A 21911-nucleotide genomic window follows, 5' to 3' on the forward strand; every position below is an offset into this window, starting at 1 on the left:
ATCTGTCTCCAGTGTGGGGATTGGTATAAAACTGACTGCCCGAGCGATTGCCTTGTTCAATCGAATGTTGCACCGATCAGCGGAATTGCGGCCCCGAACGGGTGTTGTTGCCTTTGGCCATGCGGTCATACAGCACGACGTTGACGGTGGCGGCCAGGTTCATGCAGCCGGTGGTGGGGATGTACACCACGTCCTCGCACCAATCGCGAATGTCCTTGTCCAGTGAACCGTCTTCCGGGCCAAAAATGTACAGCGCCCGGTCGGGGTGGGTGTATTCGGGCAGTGGGCGAGCGCCTTCCACCAGCTCCACGGCCACCGGCACACAGCCCAGGGGCAGGATTTTCTTCAGGTCGTCGATACCGATCAGCGGGATGTCGTAGTGGACTTTCTTGGTGTCGGTGACGAAGTCGGCGGCACGCTCATAGCGCTTGCCGGTGTAGAACACCGACGCCACGCCGTAGCAGCCGGCGGCACGCATGACCGAACCGACGTTTTCCGGTGACTTGGGGTTGAACAGACCGATGCAGCTATAGCGTTTGTTGGCCACGGGCGGGGTGCCTTTGGGGAAAAGGCGCGATTATACGGGGAATGGGGGAGGGTGGTCAGTTTCGAGATGTGTGGTGTTTGTTGATCGCCATCGCGAGCAAGCTCGCTCCCACAGGTTTTGTGAACGCCGAAAATCCAATGTGGGAGCGAGCTTGCTCGCGATGACGGCCTTGCAGTCTGTAAAGATTTTTTGGTGATGACGATTACTCGTCCTTCTTCATCAACCCGGCCAGTGCGGCGAAGGGGTTGTGGGTCGCCTTGGCGATTTTCGGGGTGCTCAGGGAGCCGTCGCCGAAGTATTGCTGGTCGGTGTAGCGCGAGTGTTCGTTGTCGTGGCAGTACAGGCACAGCAGTTCCCAGTTGGAACCGTCCTGCGGGTTGTTGTCGTGGTTGTGGTCGCGGTGGTGAACGGTCAGTTCGCTCAGGCGCTTGCCGGAAAACTCACGGGCGCAGCGGCCACAGACATGGGGGTACATTTTCAGGGCTTTGTCGCGGTAGCCCATCTCCCGGTCGCGCTGGGCATCGGCGAGGATGCGGTCCAGCTTGGCGGTGTTGGACGGTGGCGTTGACGAACTCATGGGTTCACCTTTGTAGAAAAAGACTGATGACGGTTGGACAGAGTTTAGCTCAGCCCTTGAGCTTCTCGGCAATCCAGATGGTGTGGCGGGTGCCTTTGTTGCCATGGGCGAACACTTGCACCTCTTCGGCCTTGAAGCCGGCCTTCTTCAGCTTGTCGGAAAACTGCCGGTCAGCGCTGGCCGACCACACCGCCAGCACGCCTTTGGGCCGCAGGGCCTTGGCGCAGGCGGCCAGGCCTCCCGCCGAATACAGCCAACTGTTGGCTTTCTGGGTCAGGCCTTCCGGGCCGTTGTCGACATCGAGCATGATCGCGTCGAAACCCTGGGGTTCGGCTTGCAGCACCTTGGCCACGTCTTCCATGCGGATGACTGTGCGCGGGTCCGACAACGGTCGCCCGGCCTTTTCACCCAGGGGGCCACGGTTCCACTCCACCACGCCGGGCACGAGTTCGGCCACCACCACTTCGGCGGTCTTGCCCAGGTGCTTGAGGGCCGAGGCGAGGGTGAAGCCCATGCCGAGGCCGCCGATCAGCACGCGCGAGCCGGGACGACCGGCGACCTTGCGGCAAGGAATCTCTGCCAGGGCATCTTCGGAACCGTGCATGCGGGTGTTCATCAACTGCCCGCCGTCACCGCCCTGGATCTTGATGACGAAGTCTTCGCCGTACTCGAACAGGCACAGGGCACCGCCGTTATCAGGGATGGGTGTGGTGTCGAGCAGAACGAAACGTTTCATGGAAATCTCGTAGGAGGGCAAACCGCGCGGTAACGACTAGCCTTAAAGCAGACAATAGCCACGGAGCCATTGATGAAGTGCATCATTCTAACGGCCATTGCCCTGGCGGCGCTCTCAATAAGTTGCGCCCAGGCTCAACAACCGACGATTCCGGTCAACCCGCCCAGCATCCCCGGGGCGCCTGGCACCGCCACTCCCATGCCCTATCCGCCGGTCACGCCCAACGGGGTGCCCAAGGCTGGCCCCGGAAGCGGCGGGCCGCCCTTGCTGCCACCGATCGAAATGCCCAAGCCACCCAAGGACCAGCCGATACCGGGCATGGAACCCAAGCCTGTGAAGGCCAAGTCGCCGGGGGGGTAGGATAACGAAACCCTGTGGGAGCGAGCTTGCTCGCGATGGCGTCGGGTCAGTCAGCATTGATGTTGCCGCAGAGACCGCTATCGCGAGCAAGCTCGCTCCCACAGGGAAACTCCAGCTAGGTTTAATGGTTGCGATCAGACCTGCTGCGACAACAACTGCCCATCGGCCATGCGCAGGCGCTTGGACAGGGAGACGGCGAGGGCGCGGATGATCTTGGCGGCGATCTTGGGGGCGTCGTTGAGCATTTTTTCCAGGGAGTCCTTGCCCAGGTTCAGCAACTGGCAATTGCTGGCAGCGATGCAACTGGCCGAGCGCCGTTCGCCGTCGAGCACGGCCATTTCGCCGAATGCCCGGCCGCTGCGCAGCGTGGCGATGGTCACGGGTTGGCCGTCGGGGCCGGTTTTCTGCACGGCCACCTGGCCGGTGTGGATGATGCACATGAAGCTGCCGGCATCACCCTCGCGGAAAATCGCTTCGCCCTCGGCGATGGCGCTGATGCTGAAATAGCCCGACGCCGCGGCGAAGTCGACAGGCAGCAACTGGTCGAACAGACCGCAGTCCATCAACCAGTCGCGGATTTCTTTGTTCAGTAAGGTCGGTTCTGACATGTTGGCACGGTCTTTTTCTTGTGTTTGTTGCAGGTTCAGTTTGGCCCGGGTGTAAGCAGACCTCTGGGACAGACTCTTGTGGGAGCAAGGCTTGCCCGCGATGGCATCAGCTTGATCTGACAGACAGAACTGAGTCGCCTGTATCGCGGGCAAGCCTTGCTCCCACAAAGTCTTGCACCTACATTGGACTGGGGTTTATCTGGGCCCGGCGCATGGAGCTAAGACCCGGCCATCCCCCAGAGTTCCTCAGACCACCCCCAAAACCTTCAAGACAAATGCATATTCGAGCGCTACGTCACGCAATCCCTGGTAGCGCCCGCTCATTCCGCCATGGCCGGCGCCCAGTTCGGTCTTGAGCAGCAGGGGGTTGTCGTCGGTTTTGGTGGCCCGCAATTTCGCCACCCACTTGGCCGCTTCCCAGTACTGCACGCGGCTGTCGTTGTAACCGGCGATCGCCAGCAGCGCCGGGTAGGCCTGGGCGCTGACGTTTTCGTACGGGGCGTAGGCTCGGATCCGATCATAAACGTCCGGCTCCTCTGGGTTGCCCCATTCGTCGTATTCGGTGACGGTCAGCGGCAAGTCCGGGTCGAGCATGGTGTTGAGCACGTCGACGAACGGCACCTCGGCAATCGCAACCTTGAACAGCTCCGGGCGTTGATTGAGCACCGCACCGATTAGCAGGCCACCGGCGCTGCCGCCGCTGATTGCCAGTTGCTCGGCGGTGGTGAAACCGTTGCTGATCAAATGTTCGGCGCAGGCGATGAAGTCGCTGAACGTGTTGTGCTTGTGTTCCTGCTTGCCGGCGCGATACCAGGCTTCCCCCAGCTCACCGCCGCCGCGCACATGGGCGATGGCAAACGCCACGCCGCGGTCGAGCAGGCTCAGCCGCGCATGGGAAAACCACGGGTCGAGGCTCTCGCCATAGGCACCGTAGCCGTACAGGTACAGCGGTACCGGCTGGCCGAGGGCTTCGCGCTTGACCACCAGGCTGATGGGCACCTGGGTGCCGTCCGGTGCCGTCGCCCAGAGCCGCTGGCTGACGTAGGCATCGGCATCGAACGGCCCCAGCACCGGGGTTTGCTTGAGCACGACCTGTGCGCCGCTGGCCAGGTCCAACTGGCGGATCTGCGCGGGACGGTTCAGGGCCTCGTAGCGCAGGCGGATGCGATCGCTGACGAATTCCAGGCTGTTCTGCACATGCAGGCTGTAGGCCGCATCCGGCAGTTGCACCCGATAGGCCGGCAAGCCTTGCGGGTGTACCTCGATGATGGGCAGGCCGCCTTCGCGCAGGCTCAAGGTCATGGCCCCGGCGTTCAGGCTCAGGCCGTCGATCATCACCGTGTCGCTGTGGGGGATAAGGTTCTGCCAGTCGGCCTCGGTCGGCGCCACGCCGGTGTCGGCGGCCTGGTACAACGCGAAATTGATCCCGTCACGGTTGCTGCGGATCAACCAGGTCCATTGGCCATCGAGCAGGCCGTGGTCGACGTCGTATTCATGGTTTTCCACGCGGGGCGCCAGGCAGGTAAAGGGGCGCTGCGGGTGCGCGGCGTCCAGCACCCAGATTTCACTGGTGGTCTTGCTGCCCAGGGACAGGATCAACTGCTTTTCCGAGCTGGAACGGTAGCAATGCAGGAAAAAACGCCCGTCTGGCTCATGGAACACTTCTTCGGCGGCCGTGCCATCCAGGCGATAGCGCCAGAGTTTGTGGGGGCGATGAGTGTCGTCCAACTCGCCAAAAAACAGCGTCAGGCTGTCGTTGGCCCAGGTCATGCTGCCGTCGCAATCGGTGAAGGACAGTTCGCTGACCTTGTCGTTGGACAATTCCTTCACGAACAGGGTGTAGATCTCATCGCCCGTGGTGTCCAGGCTGTAGGCCAGGCGCTGGTGGTCGGGGCTGATGCTGAAGGCGCCCAGGGAAAAGAAGCCACCGCCGGCCAGCACGTTCGGGTCCAGCAGCAGTTGTTCACGGCTTTCATCCACGCTCAGGCTGTCATCGGCCGGACGCGGGCAGCGGTAGTGACGCGGGTATTCGTCACCGGCTGTGGTACGGGTGTAGTACAGGTACGGGCCCCAGGGCGAGGGCAGTGACAAGTCGGTCTCGAGAATCCGCCCCTTGATCTCCTGGAACAGGGTTTCGCGCAGTTCGGCCTGGTCGGCGAGTTGCGCCTCCTGGTAGCTGTTTTCGGCCTTGAGGTAGTCGAGCACGGCGTCGGTGTCGCGTTCCTGCAGCCAGGCGTATGGATCAACACCGGCGTCCCTGCGGGCAATCGGGGCGTTGGAAACGTGGGCAGATAGGGACATGAAAGGCTCTCGAACGTTGTACGAAAAGGGACACATGGCCTGGACAGAATCAACCACACAGGCCATTCGCCAGATGCCGGGGCAGCCTGACGAGCGAAAAGCCGTTACTATAAGCGTCTCTTTGCCTGCCTTGCCATGGACACCATGACCGAGAATGACTATCTGATCGCCTGGGGCCTCTACGCCTTCGCCGCCCTGGGCTGCCTGTTGGTGTGGATGCGCATGACCCGCTGGATGTGGCGCTGGTTGCGCGAACCGCTGCGGTTGCTGCTGGCGGTGTTGCTGTTTTGCCCGACCATCGTTGATCCGGTGAAGGACAAGGTCGCCCCGGCCCTGGCCATTGTTGCCCTGGACGTGCTGTTCAAAGTCGGCAACAACGTCTGGCGGGCGGCTTCCGATCTGCTCATGTACGGCATGATCGCCTTCGGCCTCTACTTCATTTTGGTGCTGATCCGCTTCCCCATCGAGCGGGCCGCCAACGCTCGCAAGGAACGGGCCGCCGCCGCAAAAGCCGCCGCCGCGGCCGATGAGCCGGAGGACGAGCCGCCATTTGGCGTGGCCGGTGATGACCGTTACGGTCGCCCGCCCGTGCCGAGCAATCCCCAGCGTTCGCGTATCGAACCGCGCCTGTAACCGGGCCTGCCCCTTGAAGCGAGAGTTCGAGCATGTGTGAGTTATTGGGCATGAGCGCCAATGTGCCAACCGACATCGTGTTCAGCTTCACCGGGCTGATGCAGCGCGGCGGCAAGACCGGGCCGCACCGGGACGGTTGGGGCATCGCCTTCTATGAAGGCCGTGGCCTGCGCCTGTTCCAGGACCCGGCCGCCAGCAGCGAATCGGAAGTGGCGAACCTGGTGCAGCGCTATCCGATCAAGAGCGAAGTGGTGATCGGGCACATTCGCCAGGCCAACGTCGGCAAGGTCTGCTTGTCCAATACGCACCCGTTCGTGCGTGAGTTGTGGGGCCGCAACTGGTGTTTTGCCCACAACGGCCAACTCGCCGATTTCCAGCCGGGCGTGAGCTTCTACCGCCCGGTGGGCGATACCGACAGCGAAGCGGCCTTCTGCGATCTGCTCAACCGCGTGCGCCAGGCCTTCCCCGAACCGGTGGAGGTGGAACAATTGCTACCGGCGCTGATCGAGGCCTGCGCCGAATACCGCAGCAAAGGCGTGTTCAACTGCTTGCTCAGCGATGGCGACTGGCTGTTCTGCTATTGCTCGACCAAACTGGCCCAGATCACCCGTCGCGCGCCGTTCGGCCCGGCGCGGCTCAAGGATGTGGATGTGATTGTCGATTTCCAGGCTGAAACCACGCCCAACGACGTGGTGACGGTGATCGCCACCGAACCGTTGACCGAAAACGAAACCTGGACCCGCTACGAACCGGGCCAATGGAGCCTGTGGCGACGCGGCGAATGTGTCAGCCACGGCCGGACCGAATAAGGACGTCACGTTATGTTGCTCAGTTATCTACGGCTGGTGTTGTTCGCGGTGGGCCTGTTGGTTGGGGTCCAGGTGCCGGGCTTCATCAATGATTACGCCAAGCGGGTCGAGGCACACCTGATCGAGGCACAGACCGGCCTGCAAGGGTTCCAGGGCACCGCCAACCAGTTCTTCAAGGGCGACATGCAAGCCCTGGTGGCCCATTACCGCGCCAGCGAAGACCCGATCTTTCGCAGCGACGCCGACAGCCTGAACACCTTGCTCGTGCGCCAGCAGGCCTTGGACAAGCAGTTCCAGGCGATGCAAGGCCCGTGGTACATCCGCTTGCTGCAAGTGGCGCTGGCCGCCGATCCGGACATCCGCAAGGAAACCTGGAACGGCTACAGCTACCAGATCCTGTTGACCCCCGAGGCCATGGTCTGGGGCATCAGCGGCGCGATGTTGCTGTCGTTCGGCCTGGAATGCCTGTTCCGCCTGATCGACTGGGTGGTGCTGGGCGGCAAGCGCCTGCGCCAGGGTCGGCCGATTGAAGAGCGCGACCTGCGCGGGCTGTAGCGCCGCAGCAAGCTTTTGTGGTGAGCAAGGCCTGTGGGAGCAAGGCTTGCCCGCGATAGCGTCAGCTTGGTCCGACCGACAGAACTGAGTCGCCTGTGTCGCGGGCAAGCCTTGCTCCCACCCAAGCTCCCTCGCCACCAAAGCGGTCCGCCTTTGCTGGCGATGTTCTGCCCAATCAAGTTTTTCTTATGACCCAGCCAAGGTTTTATTCGTTGGACGGGATCGGCCGCGCGCTCAAGAATCGACGCATCGGTCTCCACGTCAGCGTCGTCGAGACTTACAACAATAAAACTGCGGAGAACCACCATGAGTGCACCCGACACGCTCGGCGTCCCCCAACCCCAGGCCCGTTCCGGCCCATTTGACTGGTATCGCAATATCAACCAGCAGGAACGTCGCACCTTCTGGAGCTGCAAGATCGGCTACGCCCTGGACGGCATGGACACGCAGATGCTCAGTTTCGTGGTGCCGACCCTGATCGCGATGTGGGGCATCACCACCGGACAGGCAGGCCTGATTCACACCAGTACCTTGATCGCTTCGGCCATTGGCGGCTGGGTGGCGGGCATTCTCTCGGACCGCATCGGTCGGGTGCGCACCCTGCAACTGACGGTGCTGTGGTTCGCTTTCTTCACCTTCCTGTGCGGCTTTGCCCAGAATTACGAACAACTGTTGATCTCCCGCACACTGATGGGCTTTGGCTTCGGCGGCGAGTGGACTGCCGGCGCGGTGTTGATGGGCGAGGTGATCCGCGCCAAGGACCGCGGCAAGGCCGTGGGCATGGTGCAGTCGGGGTGGGCGCTGGGTTGGGGCATGACGGCGATCCTGTATGCGCTGCTGTTCTCGGTGCTGCCGCCGGAAGACGCCTGGCGCGCCTTGTTTATCCTGGGCATTGTCCCGGCGATATTCGTGATATTCGTCCGGCGCCTGGTCAAGGACCCGGAAGTCTATAGCCAGGCCAAGGCTCGGCAAACGCCAAGCAACCCGGCGAAGTTCTACGAGATCTTCGCCCCCGGCATACTCTTCACCACCCTTCGTGCCTCGTTGCTGACCACCGGTGCCTTGGGCGGTTACTACGCCATCACCTCCTGGCTGCCAACGTTCCTCAAGAATGAGCGGGGCTTGAGCGTGTTGAGCACCGGTGGCTACCTGGCGATGGTGATCGTCGGTTCCTACATCGGTTACGTCATCAGCGCGTACCTGTCGGATATCCTGGGTCGGAAAAAGAACTTCGTCCTGTACGCCGTTGGCTCCTTCACCATCGTGCTGCTGTATACCCAACTGCACGTGAGCAATAACGTGATGCTCTGGCTGGGCTTTCCCCTGGGGTTCTTCGCTTCGGGCATGTTCAGCGGCATGGGCTCGTTCCTCACCGAGCTGTTCCCGACTCGCATTCGGGGTTCGGGCCAGGGTTTTTGTTACAACATCGGTCGCGCGTTGGCGGCAACGTTCCCGCTATTGATCGGCCTGCTGAGCCAGAAAGTGCCGTTGAGCGTGGGTATCGGTGCCTTTGCGGCGGTGTCTTATGGCGTGGTGATCCTCGCGGCGTTGAGCCTGCCGGAAACCCAAGGCAAGCAGTTGGAAGCTGAGTAACTGATAACCTGCGGGCACATGTCCCACAGTTAAACGAAGAAAGAACCTACAGGAGCGTTCACCGTGAGCCGCCTGCTATTGAACTGCGACATTGGCGAAAGCTTCGGCAGCTGGACCATGGGTCTGGACGCCGAGGTGATGCCCTTCATCGATTGCGCCAACATCGCCTGCGGCTTTCATGCCGGCGACCCGAGCATCATGCGCAAGACCGTCAGCCTGGCCCTGAGCCATGGCGTGCGAATCGGCGCGCACCCGGCCTATCAGGACCTGGCGGGCTTCGGCCGGCGTTCCATGGCCTACGGTGCCCAGGAATTGCAGGACTTGCTGCATTACCAGATCGGCGCCCTCGACGGCATCTGCCGGGCGCAAGGCGCACGGGTCAGTTACGTCAAACCCCACGGCGCGATGTACAACGACATGATGGCCAACCCGGCGCAACTGCGTGCGGTGATCCAGGCCGTCGCGGCCTATGATCGGCAATTGCCGTTGATGCTCATGGCGACCCGGGACAACAGCGCCGCCCAGGCCCTGGGCGACGAGTACGGCCTGACCTTGTGGTTCGAAGCCTTTGCCGACCGCGCCTACGACAGTGCCGGTCGCCTGGTTTCGCGGCAAGCGCCGGGTGCGGTGCACCACGATCCCGAGGTGATTATCGGGCAGGCCCTGACCATCGCCCGCGGCGATGTGTTGACTGCCAGTGACGGCAGCGCCTTGCACCTTATGGCCAACACCCTGTGCGTACACGGCGACAACGCCAGCTCCGTGGCGGCCGTGCAACGCATCCGCGAAGCCCTGGACCGGCAGAGTGCGCCATGAGACCACGCTTGGAAGTGGTGGCGGTGGACTGCTTGATGGTGCGCCTGTTCGATGAGATCGCCGAGGCCAACATGCCCTGGATGCTCGCCGCCAGCGAGCGCCTGCGAGCGGTGTTTGCCGAGCATCTGATTGACCTGGTGCCGTCCTATACCACGTTGATGGTGCACTACGATTTGCTCGCCCTGAACCCGGTGCAGGCTCGTGACTTGATCGACGAGGCGTTGAATAACCTTTCACCGGATGCCCGGTCCGCCGGCCAATGCCACGTGCTGCCGGTGTGGTACGACCTCCGTGTCGGGCCGGAGCTGGAGCTGCTGGCGAGCCGCAGCGGGCTGACGGTCGCCCAGGTGATCCGCCGCCACAGCGAACGCGAGTACCAGGTGTTTGCCCTGGGCTTCGCCCCCGGCTTCGCCTTCATGGGGCTGGTGGACGAGGAACTGGCCGCACCGCGCCTCGACACGCCGCGCAAGCGAGTGGCGGCGGGCAGTGTCGGCATTGCCGAGCGCCAGACTGCGGCGTATCCGGTGGTATCGCCCGGTGGCTGGAACCTGATCGGTCGTACCCCGACCAAACTGTTTGATCGCGAGCGCGACGGCTACAGCCTGATGCAGCCGGGGGACACGGTGCGTTTTGCCGCCGTGGACCATGCCGAATTCATCGCGCTGGGTGGCGACGACACACCGTTGGAGGCCCAGGCATGAGCCGGTTGTTGATCGAGGCCAGCACCCCGCTGTGCCTGTTGCAGGACGCCGGCCGTTTCGGCGTGAGGCATCTGGGCGTGACCCAGGGTGGAGCGGCGGACTGGTTGTCGATGGCCTGGGCCAACTGGATGCTCGGCAATGCCCTGGGGGCCGCAGTGGTGGAGATTACCCTCGGCGGTTTCACCGTGGTGGCCGAAGAGGATTGCGTGCTGGCGCTGGCCGGGGCGGATCTGGGCGCACGGATAGACGGCCAGGGGGTGGCGTCATGGCGCTTCTTCAGCTTGCGCAAGGGCCAGGTGCTGGCGCTCACCCAGCCCGTGCTCGGTGCCCGGGCCTACCTGGCAGCCCCCGGCGGCTTCAATGCGCCTGCGGTGCTGGGCAGCCGGGCGACGGTGGTACGTGAGGAGCTCGGTGGCCTGGATGGGCGAGGGCGGGCGCTGAGTCGTGGCGAGCACCTGAGCTATTCAGGCGCGGCGACGCCTCGGCCCATGCCGCACACGCGGATTCCGGACTTCCAGCCAGCGCAGCCGCTGGACTTGATCCTGGGGGCGCAGAACGGTGCGTTCAGTGGACGGAGCCTGTTCGATGCGTTCAACACCCCGTGGACGCTGGACAGTCGCGCCGATCGCATGGGCATCCGTTTGCTGGGCACGGCGTTGGAGTATCAGGGGCCGGCGATGATTTCCGAGGGCATTCCGCTCGGTGCCGTGCAGGTGCCGCCGGATGGCCAACCGATTGTGCTACTCAACGACCGGCAAACCATCGGTGGCTATCCACGCCTGGGCGCCTTGACCCCGTTGGCCCTGGCTCGGTTGGCGCAATGCCTGCCGGGGGCGCAGGTGCGGTTGCGGCCAGTGGTGCAGGAGGTTGCGCATCGGCAGCAGGTTGAGTGCCTGCAGGTGTTTTTGAAAGGCTAGAAGCATCGCGAGCAAGCTCGCTCCCACACTGGATCTTCGTCACACATGAGATCCCCTGTGGGAGCGAGCTTGCTCGCGATGAGGCCCCAAAGGGCACCAAAGATCACTTGGAAAGAAACCGCATCCCTTCCTCCAACCCTCGCAAGGTCAGCGGGTACATCCGGTCTTCCACCAATTCGCGCACGATATTGGTCGAGGCGGTATAGCCCCAGGTGTCCTTGGGGTACGGATTGATCCAGATGAGCTTCTTGTACTTCTCCATGAAGCGCTGCATCCACACATAACCGGCTTCTTCGTTCCAATGTTCGACGCTGCCGCCGGCCTGGGTGATTTCATAGGGCGCCATGGCGGCATCGCCGATGAAGATCACTTTGTAGTCGGCGCCGTACTTGTGCAGCAAGTCCTGGGTCGAGGTGCGTTCCGAAGTGCGGCGCAGGTTGTTTTTCCACACCGATTCGTAGACGAAGTTGTGGAAGTAGAAATACTCCAGGTGCTTGAACTCGGTCTTGCAGGCCGAGAACAGCTCTTCGCAGATTTTCACGTGAGCATCCATCGAACCACCGATGTCGAACAGCAGCAACAACTTGACGGTGTTGCGTCGTTCCGGGCGCATCTGGATGTTCAAAAGGCCGGCGTCGCGGGCGGTGTGGTCGATGGTGCCGTCGATGTCCAGCTCTTCGGCCGCACCCTGGCGAGCGAACTTGCGCAGGCGGCGCAGGGCGATCTTGATGTTGCGGGTGCCCAATTCCACTTGGTCGTCGAGGTTCTTGTACTCGCGCTGGTCCCAGACCTTCACAGCCTTGCCCTGGCGCTTGCCGGCGTCGCCGACCCGGATGCCTTCGGGGTTGAAGCCGCCGGAGCCGAACGGGCTGGTCCCGCCGGTGCCGATCCACTTGTTGCCGCCGGCATGGCGTTCCTTCTGTTCTTCCAGGCGTTTCTTGAATTCTTCGATCAGCTTGTCCAGGCCACCGAGGGATTGGATCTGCGCTCGCTCTTCGTCGGTCAGCGAACGCTCGAATTCCTTGCGCAGCCAGTCTTCGGGAATCAGCGCCTGGAGGTGATCGTCGAGTTTCTCCAGGCCGTTGAAGTAGGCGGCGAACGCCCGGTCGAACTTGTCGAAATGCCGTTCGTCCTTCACCAGGATCGCCCGGGACAAGTAATAGAACTCGTCCATGTCGGCGAAGATCACCCGCTGTTTCAGCGCGTTGATCAGGTCCAGCAGTTCGCGCACCGACACGGGCACCTTGGCGGCGCGCATCTCATTGAACAGGTTAAGCAGCATGGCAATCGCCCTCGCTCTTGTTAGACGAAGAGGATCAGCGAGTGCCGCGACGGCTCATGAACGCCAGGCGCTCGAGCAATTGCACGTCCTGTTCGTTCTTGACCAGGGCGCCGGCCAGCGGCGGGATGGCCTTGGTCGGATCACGTTCGCGCAGTACCGCTTCGCCGATGTTGTCGGCCATCAGCAGCTTGAGCCAGTCCACCAGTTCGGAGGTGGAAGGCTTTTTCTTCAGGCCTGGCACCTTGCGCACGTCGAAGAACACGTCCAGCGCTTCGCTGACCAGGTCCTTCTTGATGTCCGGGTAATGCACATCGACGATTTTCTGCAGGGTGACGCGGTCGGGGAAGGCGATGTAGTGGAAGAAGCAGCGGCGCAGGAACGCGTCCGGCAGTTCCTTTTCGTTGTTGGAGGTAATGATGATGATCGGCCGTTTCTTGGCCTTGATGGTTTCGTCGGTCTCGTAGACGTAGAACTCCATCTTGTCGAGTTCCTGCAGCAGGTCGTTGGGGAACTCGATGTCGGCCTTGTCGATTTCGTCGATCAGCAGGATCACCCGCTCCTCGGACTCGAACGCTTCCCAGAGCTTGCCCTTCTTCAGGTAGTTGCGCACGTCGTGGACCTTGTCCACGCCCAACTGCGAGTCCCGCAGGCGGCTGACCGCATCGTACTCATACAGGCCCTGGTGGGCCTTGGTGGTGGACTTGATGTGCCAAGTGATCAGACGCGCGCCAAAGGACTCGGCCAGTTGTTCGGCCAGCATGGTCTTGCCGGTGCCCGGTTCGCCCTTGACCAGCAATGGCCGCTCCAGGGTGATGGCGGCGTTCACGGCCAGTTTCAGGTCATCGGTGGCCACGTAGGTGCTGGTGCCTTCGAACTTCATCTGCAATTTCCTCGAACGTGTCGCCGGCCTGGCGAGGCGGGGCGCGCGAAAATAAATATCGTGCCCGACTATAACGCGGCGCCCCGCCGACTGTGAACGCAGACGCTGTATTCAGTCTCTGAATGGAGCGTCACATGTTGACTCAGTCTCGGCGCCTTGCCAGTATTGCGTATCGCCAATTTGGCGATACGCTTCCGAGTTCATGTTTTTACTTACGGTCAGCCGCTCTTGTGGCGAGGGAGCTTGCTCCCGCTCGAGTGCGCAGCGCTCGCAGGCTTTTGGGGCCGCTTCGCAGCCCAGCGGGAGCAAGCTTCCTCGCCACAGGGGTACCACATTCGAAGTGATGATGGGCCGGGCGCCGCCATTGATCATCAAGGAAGCGCTGGACTGGGTCAGCGCCCATCAAGCGCAACTGCTGGAGGATTGGCAACGATGCTACCCATGAAACGACCGCGGCTATTGGCCGTGCAGCCTTTATTGCCGTTCAGCCTGGACCTGACGTTCATTGACGGTCAGCAACTGAGGCTGGACTTGAGCGCCGATGTACAACGTTATCCAGGCTTGCAGCCTTTGCTTGAAGATGGAGCGTTTGAGGGCGCAGCCCTGGGCGACGATGGCTGGAGCGTGGAATGGCCTGCGCTGGATATCCAGATCGGTGCCGATACCTTGTATCTGGACGCACTGGCGCAGAACGCCGTGGACGAAAATACCCGCATCTTCATCGGTTGGCGCGCCCGCACGGGCCTGCCGCTGAACCAGGCGGCTGAAGCACTGGGGGTCAGCGCTCGCAGCATCAGCCGCTACAGCAGCGGTCGCGAGGCTGTGCCGCGTTCGCTGGCCTTGGCATGCCTGGGCTGGGACTCATTGCAGCAAGGAGCGGGAATAGCGGCAGCAGAAGCGCCCGGCCGCTACACCGTCACGCGCAAGCCCTAATCGGTCGACGGCGGCGGTTGTTCATAACGGGCATTGAAGGCCTCGACGAAACCGTTGCGCAGGATCTGCAGGAAGGCTTCGAAGGCGCTGATGTCCTGCTGGTGAACATTGCCGCTGAGTTCCACGCGGGTGGCGAACTGGTTCTTGCGCTGGTTCTTGAGGGCCGTTTCGCCTGTGCCGACCAGCGCTTCCCAGACCGAGCGGAAGATGTTCTTGTTCTGGTTTTCCACGTCCTGCTGCCAGTCGAACACATCGACATCGCGCAGCAATGGCTTGATGTAGCCGCTGAGCTTGGCGTTGTCGGCTTCGGCCTCGATCACCAGGTCGCCGTGACCGGCATTGAAATCGAATTTGCCATAAGCGGCGGCGAAATCGTTCAGGCGCTTGAGCTCAATGTTCCTGGCCCGCAGGCGGAAGTCGAAATCCTCGAAGTCGCTCAACGGGTCGAAGGTGGCCTGCATTTCCAATGGAGCGTGTTCGGCCACCAGAGCCTTGCCCTCGAAACGGGCGTCGCGCTTGCCTTTGGTGTCGACCACGTTGGTCAGGTTGTAGAAGTTGGCGTTGACGTTGGTGGCTCGCAGGTTGACCGGTGGCTTGGAGTTGAAATTGCGGAAGGTGACCTTGCCATCGCGGATGCGCACTTCGTTGAAGGTGATGGGCAGCAGTTTGCTCAACTGCTCGCGCCAGTTGGTGCCCCGGCCGGTCTGGGAGTTCTGGCGGTTGGCGCCGCCGTCGACGAAGTTCACTTCCGGGCGGGCGAATTCAACCTCGGCGACCACCGCATGGTCATACCACAGCGAGTGCCAGCTCACAGACAGGTCCACCAGCGGTGCGCTGACGAACGGCACCGGGACCTTGCCGTCGACCTTGACGATTTCCAGGCCATTGATCCGGTAGGCACCGCGCCACAGGGCCAGGTCCACGTCGGTGATCCGGCCGCGATAATCGCCCATGTCGGCCAGTTTTTCGTTCAGGTAGTCGCGTACCAGATAAGGCAAGGTGAAATGCAGGGTCACCAGCACCGCGACGATGGCGGCGAAAACCCACAATGGCCAACGGTATCGACGCTTCATGTCAGTCAGTCTCCAGCGTTTGTTGGGGGAGCGCCTTCTAATGCCATTGACTGTCGCAACAACGGGAACGTTCGGTGCAACTGGACGCCCATGGGCAAGAGGCATACCTTTAAAGGCTTACATTCCCGCTGCATCAAGGACCCAGCCATGAGCCGTATATTCGCTGACAACGCCCATTCCATCGGTAATACGCCGCTGGTGCAGATCAACCGCATTGCCCCGCGCGGTGTGACCATCCTGGCCAAGATCGAGGGGCGTAACCCAGGGTATTCGGTCAAGTGTCGGATCGGCGCGAACATGATCTGGGACGCTGAAAGCTCGGGCAAACTCAAGCCGGGCATGACCATCGTCGAACCGACTTCGGGCAACACCGGGATTGGCCTGGCGTTCGTCGCCGCCGCTCGTGGCTACAAGCTGATGCTGACCATGCCCGCCTCCATGAGCATCGAGCGCCGCAAGGTGCTCAAGGCCCTGGGCGCGGAACTGGTGCTCACCGAACCGGCGAAGGGCATGAAAGGGGCCATCGACAAAGCCGCCGAGATCATGGCCGGCGATCCAGCCAAATACTTCATGCCGCAGCAGTTCGATAACCCGGCGAACCCGGCGATTCACGAAAAAACCACCGGTCCGGAAATCTGGAACGACACCGACGGCGCGGTGGACGTGCTGGTGGCCGGTGTGGGCACCGGCGGCACCATCACCGGCGTTTCACGGTACATCAAGAACACCTGTGGCAAACCGATCCTGTCGGTGGCGGTCGAGCCCGAGGTTTCGCCGGTGATTACCCAGGCGATGGCGGGCCAGGAGATCAAGCCCAGCCCCCACAAGATTCAGGGGATCGGCGCCGGGTTCGTGCCGAAGAACCTTGACCTGTCGATCGTTGACCTGGTCGAGCGGGTCTCTGACGACGAGTCCAAGGCCATGGCCCTGCGCTTGATGCAGGAGGAGGGCATCCTCTGCGGGATCTCTTGTGGCGCGGCGATGGCCGTGGCCGTACGCCTGGCGGAAAAACCGGAGATGCAGGGCAAGACCATCGTCGTGATCCTGCCGGATTCGGGCGAGCGGTACTTGTCGAGCATGTTGTTCAGTGATCTGTTTACCGAGCAGGAGATTCAGCAGTAACCGTATGTAGGAACTGGTGGAAGAGCTTTTGTGGCGAGGGAGCTTGCTCCCGCTCGAGTGCGCAGCGCTCGCAGGCTTTTGGGGCTGCTTCGCAGCCCAGCGGGAGCAAGCTCCCTCGCCACAAAGGTTGTCGCAGGAGCTTGCCTTGGGAGCCTGCCGCAAGAGGCCTCAGGTTGCATTTGCACGGGTTGTTTGACAGGCGTCAGCCAAGGTTCAGGTGGCGCCTGTTAGAAAGTGTTTATTGCGTTTTACTCAACAGAGAATGTTGTGTCAGACGGTGTTTACCCGGGCCATTAGGGATTAACATGGCCTTCGGCTACGTCGGGCAGTAGGCGTTGCGTCAGTTGTTTTGGACAAGGAATTATAAAATGACCGTTTCGTTTGTCGCCAAGGCCTCGGTGTTGCTGCTGTTTCTGGGCAGTACGCTTTATGTGCATTTGCGTGGCAAGGCGCGTTTGCCGGTGTTGCGTCAGTTCGTCAACCACTCGGCGCTGTTCGCCCCCTATAACACCTTGATGTACCTGTTCTCCGGCGTGCCCTCCAAGCCTTACCTGGACCGCAGCAAATTCCCCGAACTGGATGTGCTCAAGGACAACTGGCAAGTCATCCGCGACGAGGCCATGCACCTGTTCGACGAGGGCTACATTCGCGCTGCCGAGAAGAACAACGACGCGGGTTTCGGCTCGTTCTTCAAGAAGGGCTGGAAGCGTTTCTACCTCAAGTGGTACGACAAACCGCTGCCGTCGGCTGAGCTGTTGTGCCCCAGGACGGTCGCGCTGGTCAGCCAGATCCCCAATGTCCGGGGCGCGATGTTTGCCCTGCTGCCGGGTGACAGCCATCTGAATCCCCACCGGGATCCCTTCGCCGGCTCGTTGCGTTATCACTTGGGCCTGTCCACCCCCAATTCCGACGACTGCCGGATCTTCGTCGACGGCCAGATCTACGCCTGGCGTGACGGCGAAGACGTCATGTTCGATGAAACCTATGTGCACTGGGTCAAGAACGAAACCCCGCAGACCCGCGTGATCCTGTTCTGTGATGTCGAGCGGCCCTTGAAAAGCCGGTTGATGACCCGCCTCAACCGCAGCATCAGCGCGTTCCTCGGCCGCGCTACCGCGCCACAGAACCTGGACGATGAACACGTCGGCGGCATCAACCGGGCCTATGCCTGGAGCAAATCGTTCAGCGACGGCATCAGTGGCCGGGTCAAGCAATTCAAACGCAAGCATCCCAAGGCCTACCGGGTGATGCGGCCGGTGTTGGCGGTGGCGGTGCTGACGGCGCTTGGCTATTGGTTGTTCGGTTAAATATTGCGTTGTCCATCGAGCGCTGGTTATAGTCAGCGCTCTTCGGGTTTTCGAACCCGCTCCTTCAAGAGATCGGCTCATGCCTGCATCCCCTGTCATCGCGGTTGTGGTTCCAGCGTTCAACGCTGGCGTCGTGCCGTGTGGGAACCAGCAGCCTGCGCAGATCGGTCAATACCCCCCACCTGTCCGTAGCTCATCGGTGTACGCCTTCGTATCACCGCCGGGTGTTGGCATTCAGGGCTGATCGGCAACGGTTGCCATCCCCCTGTGCCCGCCTGAAAAAACTACTGGACTTCAGTTTCGGCTGAGTTGGCTTTTTGCCTGACTACAGGTGGTATTCATGTTTTCCCTTTCCAAAAACGCCTTGTTGGCGGCGGCTTCCACGAGCCTGTTCGTTTTGCTGTGGAGCAGTGGGGCGATTTTTTCCAAGCTGGGCCTGGCCCATGCTTCTCCCTTCGCCTTTTTGCTGATCCGTTTTGCCATCGCGCTGTCGGCGCTGGTGCTGTTGATTCCGTTGCTCAAGTTCAAGCTGCCCAAGACTGGCAAGCCGATGCTGTACGCGGCGACCACCGGGTTGGTGCTGCTGGGCGCCTATCAGATTTTTTATCTGCTGGCGCTGCAAATGAGTGTCACGCCGGGGGTCATGGCAACCCTGATGGGCGTGCAACCGATCCTGACCGTGGTGCTCATGGAGCGGCAGCGTTCCTGGTTGCGGATGTTCGGCCTGATGCTGGGGTTGGTCGGGCTGGTCATGGTGGTGTACCAGGGCATCGGCCTGGCCGGTATGTCCCTGGCCGGGATGCTCTGCGGGTTGCTGGCACTGGTGAGCATGACGGCCGGTTCGATCATGCAGAAGCGCATCACCGACAACCCCCTGGGCACGCTGCCGGTGCAGTACCTGGCCGGGCTGTTGCTGTGCGCGGTGTTCGTGCCGTTCCAGCCGTTCCATTTCGAGTACAGCACAGGGTTCTTCGTGCCGGTGTTGTGGATGGGGCTGGTGGTGTCGGTACTGGCGACATTGCTGCTGTACCGACTGATCGCCCGCGGCAACCTGGTGAATGTCACCAGCCTGTTCTACCTGGTACCGGCGGTGACGGCGATCATGGACTACCTGGTGTTTGGCAACCGGCTGGCGTTGTTGAGCTTGCTGGGGATGGTGCTGATCATCGTGGGGTTGGTGTTTGTGTTTCGTAAGAGCCGCTAGCCCTTAGCTATTGGCTGGCTGTACCACCGCCATCGCGAGCAAGCTCGCTCCCACAGGGTTATGCACAGCCCTTTGTGGGAGCGAGCTTGCTCGCGATGGCGTACTACCGGGCAGACACCTCAGCCGGTTTCACCGCAGCGGGCTTGAGCACCAACCACAACGCCGCCGCAATCAACACCCCACCATACAGATGCGCCATCCCCAACGGCTCATCCAGCAGCAACGCCCCCCACAGCACGCCGAACGGTGGGATCAGGAAGGTCACGGTCATGGATTTGACCGGGCCGATGGAACTGAGCAGGCGGAAGTAAAGAATGTACGCCAGCGCGGTGCACACCAGGCCCAGCCCCAGCAGTGACAACCAGACGCTCCAGCCACCCCAGCTGGCCGGTGGTTGGCTGATGACGCTGTAGCCAAACAGCGGCAGCAAGAACACCGTGGCGCCGAACATGCTGCCCAGGGCCGAGAGACGGCTGTCCAAGCCACCTTGCTGATCGAGCCAGCGACGGGTGAGGAAACCGGCAAAGCCATAGCAGGTCGTGGCCAGCAGGCAGGCGAGGGCGCCCATCAACAGTTGCAGGTCGAACGCCACCGGGCCGGCACGGGTCAGGATGCCGACGCCGAGCAGCCCAAGGAAGACACCGCCGACCTTGGCTGGGGTGAGTTTTTCGCTGAAGAACAAACCGCCGATCAACACCCCCATCAACGGCGTGGTGGCGTTGAAGATCGCCGAGTAACCGGCCGGCAGCACCTGGGCCGCCAGCGAATAGAACGTGGCCGGAATGCCCGAGTTGATCAGGCCCAGCCCCATCACGACTTTGAGCTTGCCGCGAAAATTCCAGTCGACGCGCATCAGGGCCAGGATCACCAGCAGCCCGACGAAGGCGATGGACACGCGAAAAAAGGCAGTGGGGATTGTGCCAATGACGGGGGCGATAATGCGCATGAACAGGAAACTGGCGCCCCAGATAGCGGCCAGTGACAGTAAACGCAGGATATCAACGAGGTTCACAAGTCATTCCTTCCTTGATTGGGCGGCAAGTGTCGCCGCCCTGAATGGCGATGGCAATGGTTGCGTTGCCGCGTGATTGGCCTCTAAGCTCAGTCGCCAATAACAAGCATGACCCGCCGAGGTTTACCCTATGCCGCAGCCATGGCCCGCCATCGAAATCGCCCGTTCGATCCTCGACGGCTTCGACGATTATCGTGAGCATTTCCGGCAGATCACCGATGGCGCCCGCGCCCGGTTCGAGCAGGCCCTGTGGTTGGAGGCGCAAACGGCTTCGGCGGCGCGCATCAATTTGTATGAAGAAAAAGTCTTCGAAACCGTTGCCAGGCTGCACAACGCCTTCGCTGACGAAACCCTGATGGACGTGAGCTGCTGGCCACTGGTCAAGAGCGCCTACATCAGCCTGATCGACCTGCGCTTCGACGATGAGCTGTCGGAAACCTGGTACAACTCGATCTTTTGCGGGTTGTTCAGCCACGACCTGATCAGCGACGGCACCATGTTCATCCACACCACCCGGCCCAGCCTGCGCCGGGCCCGTGCCGCCCAGACTCGCACCTACAAACCCCAGGGGCAGTTGGACCGGATGCTGGCGAGCGTGTTCGCCGATTACCGTTTCAGCGAGGACTACGCCGATCTGCCGGGCGACCTGCAGCGCCTCGAAGCGCAGTTGCGTGAGAACCTGCCGGACTGGGTCTGCAAGGACCCGGAGCTGACGGTGGAGTTGTTTTCTTCAGTGCTCTATCGCAACAAGGGCGCCTATCTGGTGGGCCGGATCTACACCCGCGAGGACCAGTGGCCGCTGGTGATCCCGCTGTTGCACCGCGAGGGCCGGGGTATCCAGATCGATGCGCTGATTACCGACGAGGCGCAGGTGTCGATCATCTTCTCGTTCACCCGCTCGTACTTCATGGTGGACGTGCCGGTGCCGGCGGAATTCATCGGCTTTCTCAAGCGCATCCTGCCGGGCAAGCACATCGCCGAGTTGTACACCTCCATCGGTTTCTACAAGCACGGAAAATCCGAGTTCTACCGAGCGTTGATCAACCACCTGGCGAACACCGACGACCAGTTCATCATGGCCCCGGGTGTGCGTGGCATGGTCATGAGCGTGTTCACCCTGCCGGGCTTCAACACGGTATTCAAGATCATCAAGGACCGTTTCTCGCCGTCGAAAAACGTCGACCGGGCCACGGTGATCGAGAAGTACCGTCTGGTGAAAAGCGTCGACCGGGTCGGGCGCATGGCCGATACCCAGGAGTTCGCCGATTTCCGTTTTCCCCTGAGCAAGTTCGAGCCGGCGTGCCTGGAGGAACTGCTGGAAGTGGCGCCGTCCACGGTCTCGGTGGAAGGCGACACGGTGCTGATTCGTCACTGCTGGACCGAGCGCCGCATGACACCGCTGAACCTGTACCTGGAAAACGCCAACCCGGACCAGGTGCGCGAGGCGCTGGAAGACTATGGCCTGGCCATCAAGCAACTGGCGGCGGCCAATATCTTCCCCGGCGACATGCTGCTCAAGAACTTTGGCGTGACCCGTCACGGCCGCGTGGTGTTCTACGACTACGATGAAATCTGCTTCCTGACCGAAGCCAACTTCCGCCACATCCCCCAGCCCCGCACACCGGAAGACGAAATGGCCTCCGAGCCCTGGTACTCCATCGGCCCGCTGGACGTCTTCCCCGAAGAATTCCCGCCGTTCCTGTTCGCCGACGCCGGGCAGCGCAAGCTGTTCGACCAGTTGCACGGCGAGTTGTACAACGCCGACTACTGGAAAGGCCTGCAAGAGGCTATCAGGGCGGGGAAGGTGATCGACGTGTTCCCGTACCGGCGCAAGGACCTGGACAACGAATAACCGTGGCGGTGAACGAAGTCCCTGTGGCTTTTGTAGCTTTTGTGGCGAGGGAGCTTGCTCCCGCTGGGTCGCGAAGCGGCCCCGGGATTTTGC

The 21911-nt window shown here is 61.7% G+C and carries 22 protein-coding genes and 1 pseudogene; 14 read left to right on the forward strand and 9 right to left on the reverse strand.

What is annotated here, in order from left to right; all coding sequences use genetic code 11:
- Positions 1-76: 76 nt before the first annotated feature.
- From LOY50_RS07250 to LOY50_RS07260, 3 genes are all read right to left on the reverse strand, one after another.
- Positions 77-547, reverse strand: coding sequence for an RNA methyltransferase (locus tag LOY50_RS07250; protein ID WP_003198862.1), 471 nt, complete (start codon positions 545-547; stop codon positions 77-79).
- 202 nt (positions 548-749) lie between these two features.
- On the reverse strand, positions 750-1124 hold the full coding sequence (locus tag LOY50_RS07255) for a YajD family HNH nuclease (RefSeq protein WP_003184246.1): 375 nt from the start codon (positions 1122-1124) through the stop codon (positions 750-752).
- A gap of 49 nt (positions 1125-1173) precedes the next feature.
- On the reverse strand, positions 1174-1860 hold the full coding sequence (locus LOY50_RS07260) for a spermidine synthase (RefSeq protein ID WP_003184244.1): 687 nt from the start codon (positions 1858-1860) through the stop codon (positions 1174-1176).
- A 72-nt stretch (positions 1861-1932) separates the two neighbouring features.
- On the opposite strand from LOY50_RS07260, the gene LOY50_RS07265 reads away from it, so the two are divergent.
- Entirely contained in the window at positions 1933-2220 is a 288-nt protein-coding gene (locus LOY50_RS07265) for a hypothetical protein (protein WP_253472271.1), read from the forward strand.
- A 134-nt stretch (positions 2221-2354) separates the two neighbouring features.
- Here LOY50_RS07265 and LOY50_RS07270 read toward each other — a convergent pair whose 3' ends face one another.
- On the reverse strand, positions 2355-2828 hold the full coding sequence (locus LOY50_RS07270; RefSeq protein ID WP_003184242.1) for a cyclic nucleotide-binding domain-containing protein: 474 nt from the start codon (positions 2826-2828) through the stop codon (positions 2355-2357).
- Positions 2829-3074: 246 nt separating this feature from the next.
- The gene (locus LOY50_RS07275) at positions 3075-5129 is read right to left on the reverse strand and encodes a S9 family peptidase (protein WP_253472273.1); all 2055 of its coding nucleotides are present in this window, start codon (positions 5127-5129) and stop codon (positions 3075-3077) included.
- A 135-nt stretch (positions 5130-5264) separates the two neighbouring features.
- On the opposite strand from LOY50_RS07275, the gene LOY50_RS07280 reads away from it, so the two are divergent.
- The 7 genes from LOY50_RS07280 to LOY50_RS07310 all read left to right on the forward strand — a co-directional run bounded on the left by LOY50_RS07280 (position 5265) and on the right by LOY50_RS07310 (position 11153).
- Positions 5265-5762, forward strand: a complete 498-nt coding sequence (locus LOY50_RS07280) for an MFS transporter (protein ID WP_214512060.1) — start codon at positions 5265-5267, stop codon at positions 5760-5762.
- Between the two features lie 32 nt (positions 5763-5794).
- Positions 5795-6571 (forward strand): class II glutamine amidotransferase, encoded by a 777-nt coding sequence (locus LOY50_RS07285; protein ID WP_014337068.1) that lies wholly within the window; start codon positions 5795-5797, stop codon positions 6569-6571.
- 12 nt (positions 6572-6583) lie between these two features.
- Positions 6584-7126 (forward strand): DUF2937 family protein, encoded by a 543-nt coding sequence (locus LOY50_RS07290; protein ID WP_018607553.1) that lies wholly within the window; start codon positions 6584-6586, stop codon positions 7124-7126.
- 306 nt (positions 7127-7432) lie between these two features.
- Positions 7433-8719, forward strand: coding sequence for an MFS transporter (locus LOY50_RS07295; protein WP_253472275.1), 1287 nt, complete (start codon positions 7433-7435; stop codon positions 8717-8719).
- Between the two features lie 63 nt (positions 8720-8782).
- Positions 8783-9535 carry a 5-oxoprolinase subunit PxpA gene (locus LOY50_RS07300; protein WP_258690549.1) on the forward strand — a complete coding sequence of 251 codons (753 nt, stop codon included), beginning with the start codon at positions 8783-8785 and terminating at the stop codon, positions 9533-9535.
- A complete protein-coding gene (gene pxpB / locus LOY50_RS07305) occupies positions 9532-10236 on the forward strand; it encodes a 5-oxoprolinase subunit PxpB (protein ID WP_258690550.1) in 705 nt (234 codons plus the stop codon). Before LOY50_RS07300 ends, pxpB begins: the two co-directional genes overlap by 4 nt.
- Positions 10233-11153 carry a biotin-dependent carboxyltransferase family protein gene (locus LOY50_RS07310; protein ID WP_253472281.1) on the forward strand — a complete coding sequence of 307 codons (921 nt, stop codon included), beginning with the start codon at positions 10233-10235 and terminating at the stop codon, positions 11151-11153. Before pxpB ends, LOY50_RS07310 begins: the two co-directional genes overlap by 4 nt.
- Positions 11154-11256: 103 nt before the next feature.
- On the opposite strand, the gene LOY50_RS07315 is transcribed toward LOY50_RS07310, so the two are convergent.
- The gene (locus tag LOY50_RS07315) at positions 11257-12435 is read right to left on the reverse strand and encodes a VWA domain-containing protein (protein WP_003198888.1); all 1179 of its coding nucleotides are present in this window, start codon (positions 12433-12435) and stop codon (positions 11257-11259) included.
- Between the two features lie 34 nt (positions 12436-12469).
- On the reverse strand, positions 12470-13315 hold the full coding sequence (locus tag LOY50_RS07320) for a MoxR family ATPase (protein ID WP_258690551.1): 846 nt from the start codon (positions 13313-13315) through the stop codon (positions 12470-12472).
- A 331-nt stretch (positions 13316-13646) separates the two neighbouring features.
- On the opposite strand from LOY50_RS07320, the pseudogene LOY50_RS28955 reads away from it, so the two are divergent.
- Both LOY50_RS28955 and LOY50_RS07325 read left to right on the forward strand, forming a co-directional pair.
- A pseudogene (locus LOY50_RS28955) lies at positions 13647-13760 on the forward strand (DUF4160 domain-containing protein); the annotation flags it as partial.
- The gene (locus LOY50_RS07325) at positions 13748-14248 is read left to right on the forward strand and encodes a DUF2442 domain-containing protein (RefSeq protein WP_253472283.1); all 501 of its coding nucleotides are present in this window, start codon (positions 13748-13750) and stop codon (positions 14246-14248) included. The pseudogene LOY50_RS28955 and the gene LOY50_RS07325, both read left to right, overlap by 13 nt.
- Here the strand turns inward: LOY50_RS07325 and LOY50_RS07330 are convergent.
- Positions 14245-15321: a DUF748 domain-containing protein gene (locus LOY50_RS07330; RefSeq protein WP_258690552.1), complete on the reverse strand. Its 1077-nt coding sequence runs from the start codon at positions 15319-15321 to the stop codon at positions 14245-14247. The genes LOY50_RS07325 and LOY50_RS07330 overlap by 4 nt on opposite strands.
- A gap of 147 nt (positions 15322-15468) precedes the next feature.
- On the opposite strand from LOY50_RS07330, the gene cysK reads away from it, so the two are divergent.
- The 3 genes from cysK (at position 15469) to LOY50_RS07345 (ending at position 18954) form a co-directional block, all read left to right on the forward strand.
- Positions 15469-16443, forward strand: coding sequence for a cysteine synthase A (cysK, locus tag LOY50_RS07335; protein ID WP_092150801.1), 975 nt, complete (start codon positions 15469-15471; stop codon positions 16441-16443).
- Between the two features lie 368 nt (positions 16444-16811).
- Positions 16812-17750, forward strand: a complete 939-nt coding sequence (locus LOY50_RS07340; RefSeq protein WP_258690553.1) for an aspartyl/asparaginyl beta-hydroxylase domain-containing protein — start codon at positions 16812-16814, stop codon at positions 17748-17750.
- A 340-nt stretch (positions 17751-18090) separates the two neighbouring features.
- Entirely contained in the window at positions 18091-18954 is an 864-nt protein-coding gene (locus LOY50_RS07345; RefSeq protein WP_258690554.1) for a DMT family transporter, read from the forward strand.
- Between the two features lie 103 nt (positions 18955-19057).
- Here LOY50_RS07345 and LOY50_RS07350 read toward each other — a convergent pair whose 3' ends face one another.
- Positions 19058-19966: a DMT family transporter gene (locus tag LOY50_RS07350; protein ID WP_258690555.1), complete on the reverse strand. Its 909-nt coding sequence runs from the start codon at positions 19964-19966 to the stop codon at positions 19058-19060.
- 130 nt (positions 19967-20096) lie between these two features.
- Between LOY50_RS07350 and aceK the strand changes: the two genes are divergently transcribed.
- A complete protein-coding gene (gene aceK / locus LOY50_RS07355) occupies positions 20097-21818 on the forward strand; it encodes a bifunctional isocitrate dehydrogenase kinase/phosphatase (protein WP_258690556.1) in 1722 nt (573 codons plus the stop codon).
- Positions 21819-21911: the final 93 nt, after the last annotated feature.

The sequence above is a fragment of the Pseudomonas sp. B21-010 genome, from assembly GCF_024749325.1.
Classification (GTDB): domain Bacteria; phylum Pseudomonadota; class Gammaproteobacteria; order Pseudomonadales; family Pseudomonadaceae; genus Aquipseudomonas; species Aquipseudomonas kilonensis.

What these genes read in the sequence shown, in the direction of transcription:
- LOY50_RS07255 (WP_003184246.1), bottom strand. Translation starts at nt 1,124, where the DNA reads ATGAGTTCGTCAACGCCACCGTCCAACACCGCCAAGCTGGACCGCATC.
- LOY50_RS07280 (WP_214512060.1), top strand. Translation starts at nt 5,265, where the DNA reads ATGGACACCATGACCGAGAATGACTATCTGATCGCCTGGGGCCTCTAC.
- LOY50_RS07285 (WP_014337068.1), top strand. Translation starts at nt 5,795, where the DNA reads ATGTGTGAGTTATTGGGCATGAGCGCCAATGTGCCAACCGACATCGTG.
- LOY50_RS07320 (WP_258690551.1), bottom strand. Translation starts at nt 13,315, where the DNA reads ATGAAGTTCGAAGGCACCAGCACCTACGTGGCCACCGATGACCTGAAA.
- LOY50_RS07330 (WP_258690552.1), bottom strand. Translation starts at nt 15,321, where the DNA reads ATGAAGCGTCGATACCGTTGGCCATTGTGGGTTTTCGCCGCCATCGTC.
- pxpB (WP_258690550.1), top strand. Translation starts at nt 9,532, where the DNA reads ATGAGACCACGCTTGGAAGTGGTGGCGGTGGACTGCTTGATGGTGCGC.
- LOY50_RS07315 (WP_003198888.1), bottom strand. Translation starts at nt 12,435, where the DNA reads ATGCTGCTTAACCTGTTCAATGAGATGCGCGCCGCCAAGGTGCCCGTG.
- aceK (WP_258690556.1), top strand. Translation starts at nt 20,097, where the DNA reads ATGCCGCAGCCATGGCCCGCCATCGAAATCGCCCGTTCGATCCTCGAC.
- LOY50_RS07345 (WP_258690554.1), top strand. Translation starts at nt 18,091, where the DNA reads ATGTTTTCCCTTTCCAAAAACGCCTTGTTGGCGGCGGCTTCCACGAGC.
- cysK (WP_092150801.1), top strand. Translation starts at nt 15,469, where the DNA reads ATGAGCCGTATATTCGCTGACAACGCCCATTCCATCGGTAATACGCCG.
- LOY50_RS07275 (WP_253472273.1), bottom strand. Translation starts at nt 5,129, where the DNA reads ATGTCCCTATCTGCCCACGTTTCCAACGCCCCGATTGCCCGCAGGGAC.
- LOY50_RS07290 (WP_018607553.1), top strand. Translation starts at nt 6,584, where the DNA reads ATGTTGCTCAGTTATCTACGGCTGGTGTTGTTCGCGGTGGGCCTGTTG.
- LOY50_RS07265 (WP_253472271.1), top strand. Translation starts at nt 1,933, where the DNA reads ATGAAGTGCATCATTCTAACGGCCATTGCCCTGGCGGCGCTCTCAATA.
- LOY50_RS07260 (WP_003184244.1), bottom strand. Translation starts at nt 1,860, where the DNA reads ATGAAACGTTTCGTTCTGCTCGACACCACACCCATCCCTGATAACGGC.
- LOY50_RS07340 (WP_258690553.1), top strand. Translation starts at nt 16,812, where the DNA reads ATGACCGTTTCGTTTGTCGCCAAGGCCTCGGTGTTGCTGCTGTTTCTG.
- LOY50_RS07270 (WP_003184242.1), bottom strand. Translation starts at nt 2,828, where the DNA reads ATGTCAGAACCGACCTTACTGAACAAAGAAATCCGCGACTGGTTGATG.
- LOY50_RS07295 (WP_253472275.1), top strand. Translation starts at nt 7,433, where the DNA reads ATGAGTGCACCCGACACGCTCGGCGTCCCCCAACCCCAGGCCCGTTCC.
- LOY50_RS07325 (WP_253472283.1), top strand. Translation starts at nt 13,748, where the DNA reads ATGCTACCCATGAAACGACCGCGGCTATTGGCCGTGCAGCCTTTATTG.
- LOY50_RS07310 (WP_253472281.1), top strand. Translation starts at nt 10,233, where the DNA reads ATGAGCCGGTTGTTGATCGAGGCCAGCACCCCGCTGTGCCTGTTGCAG.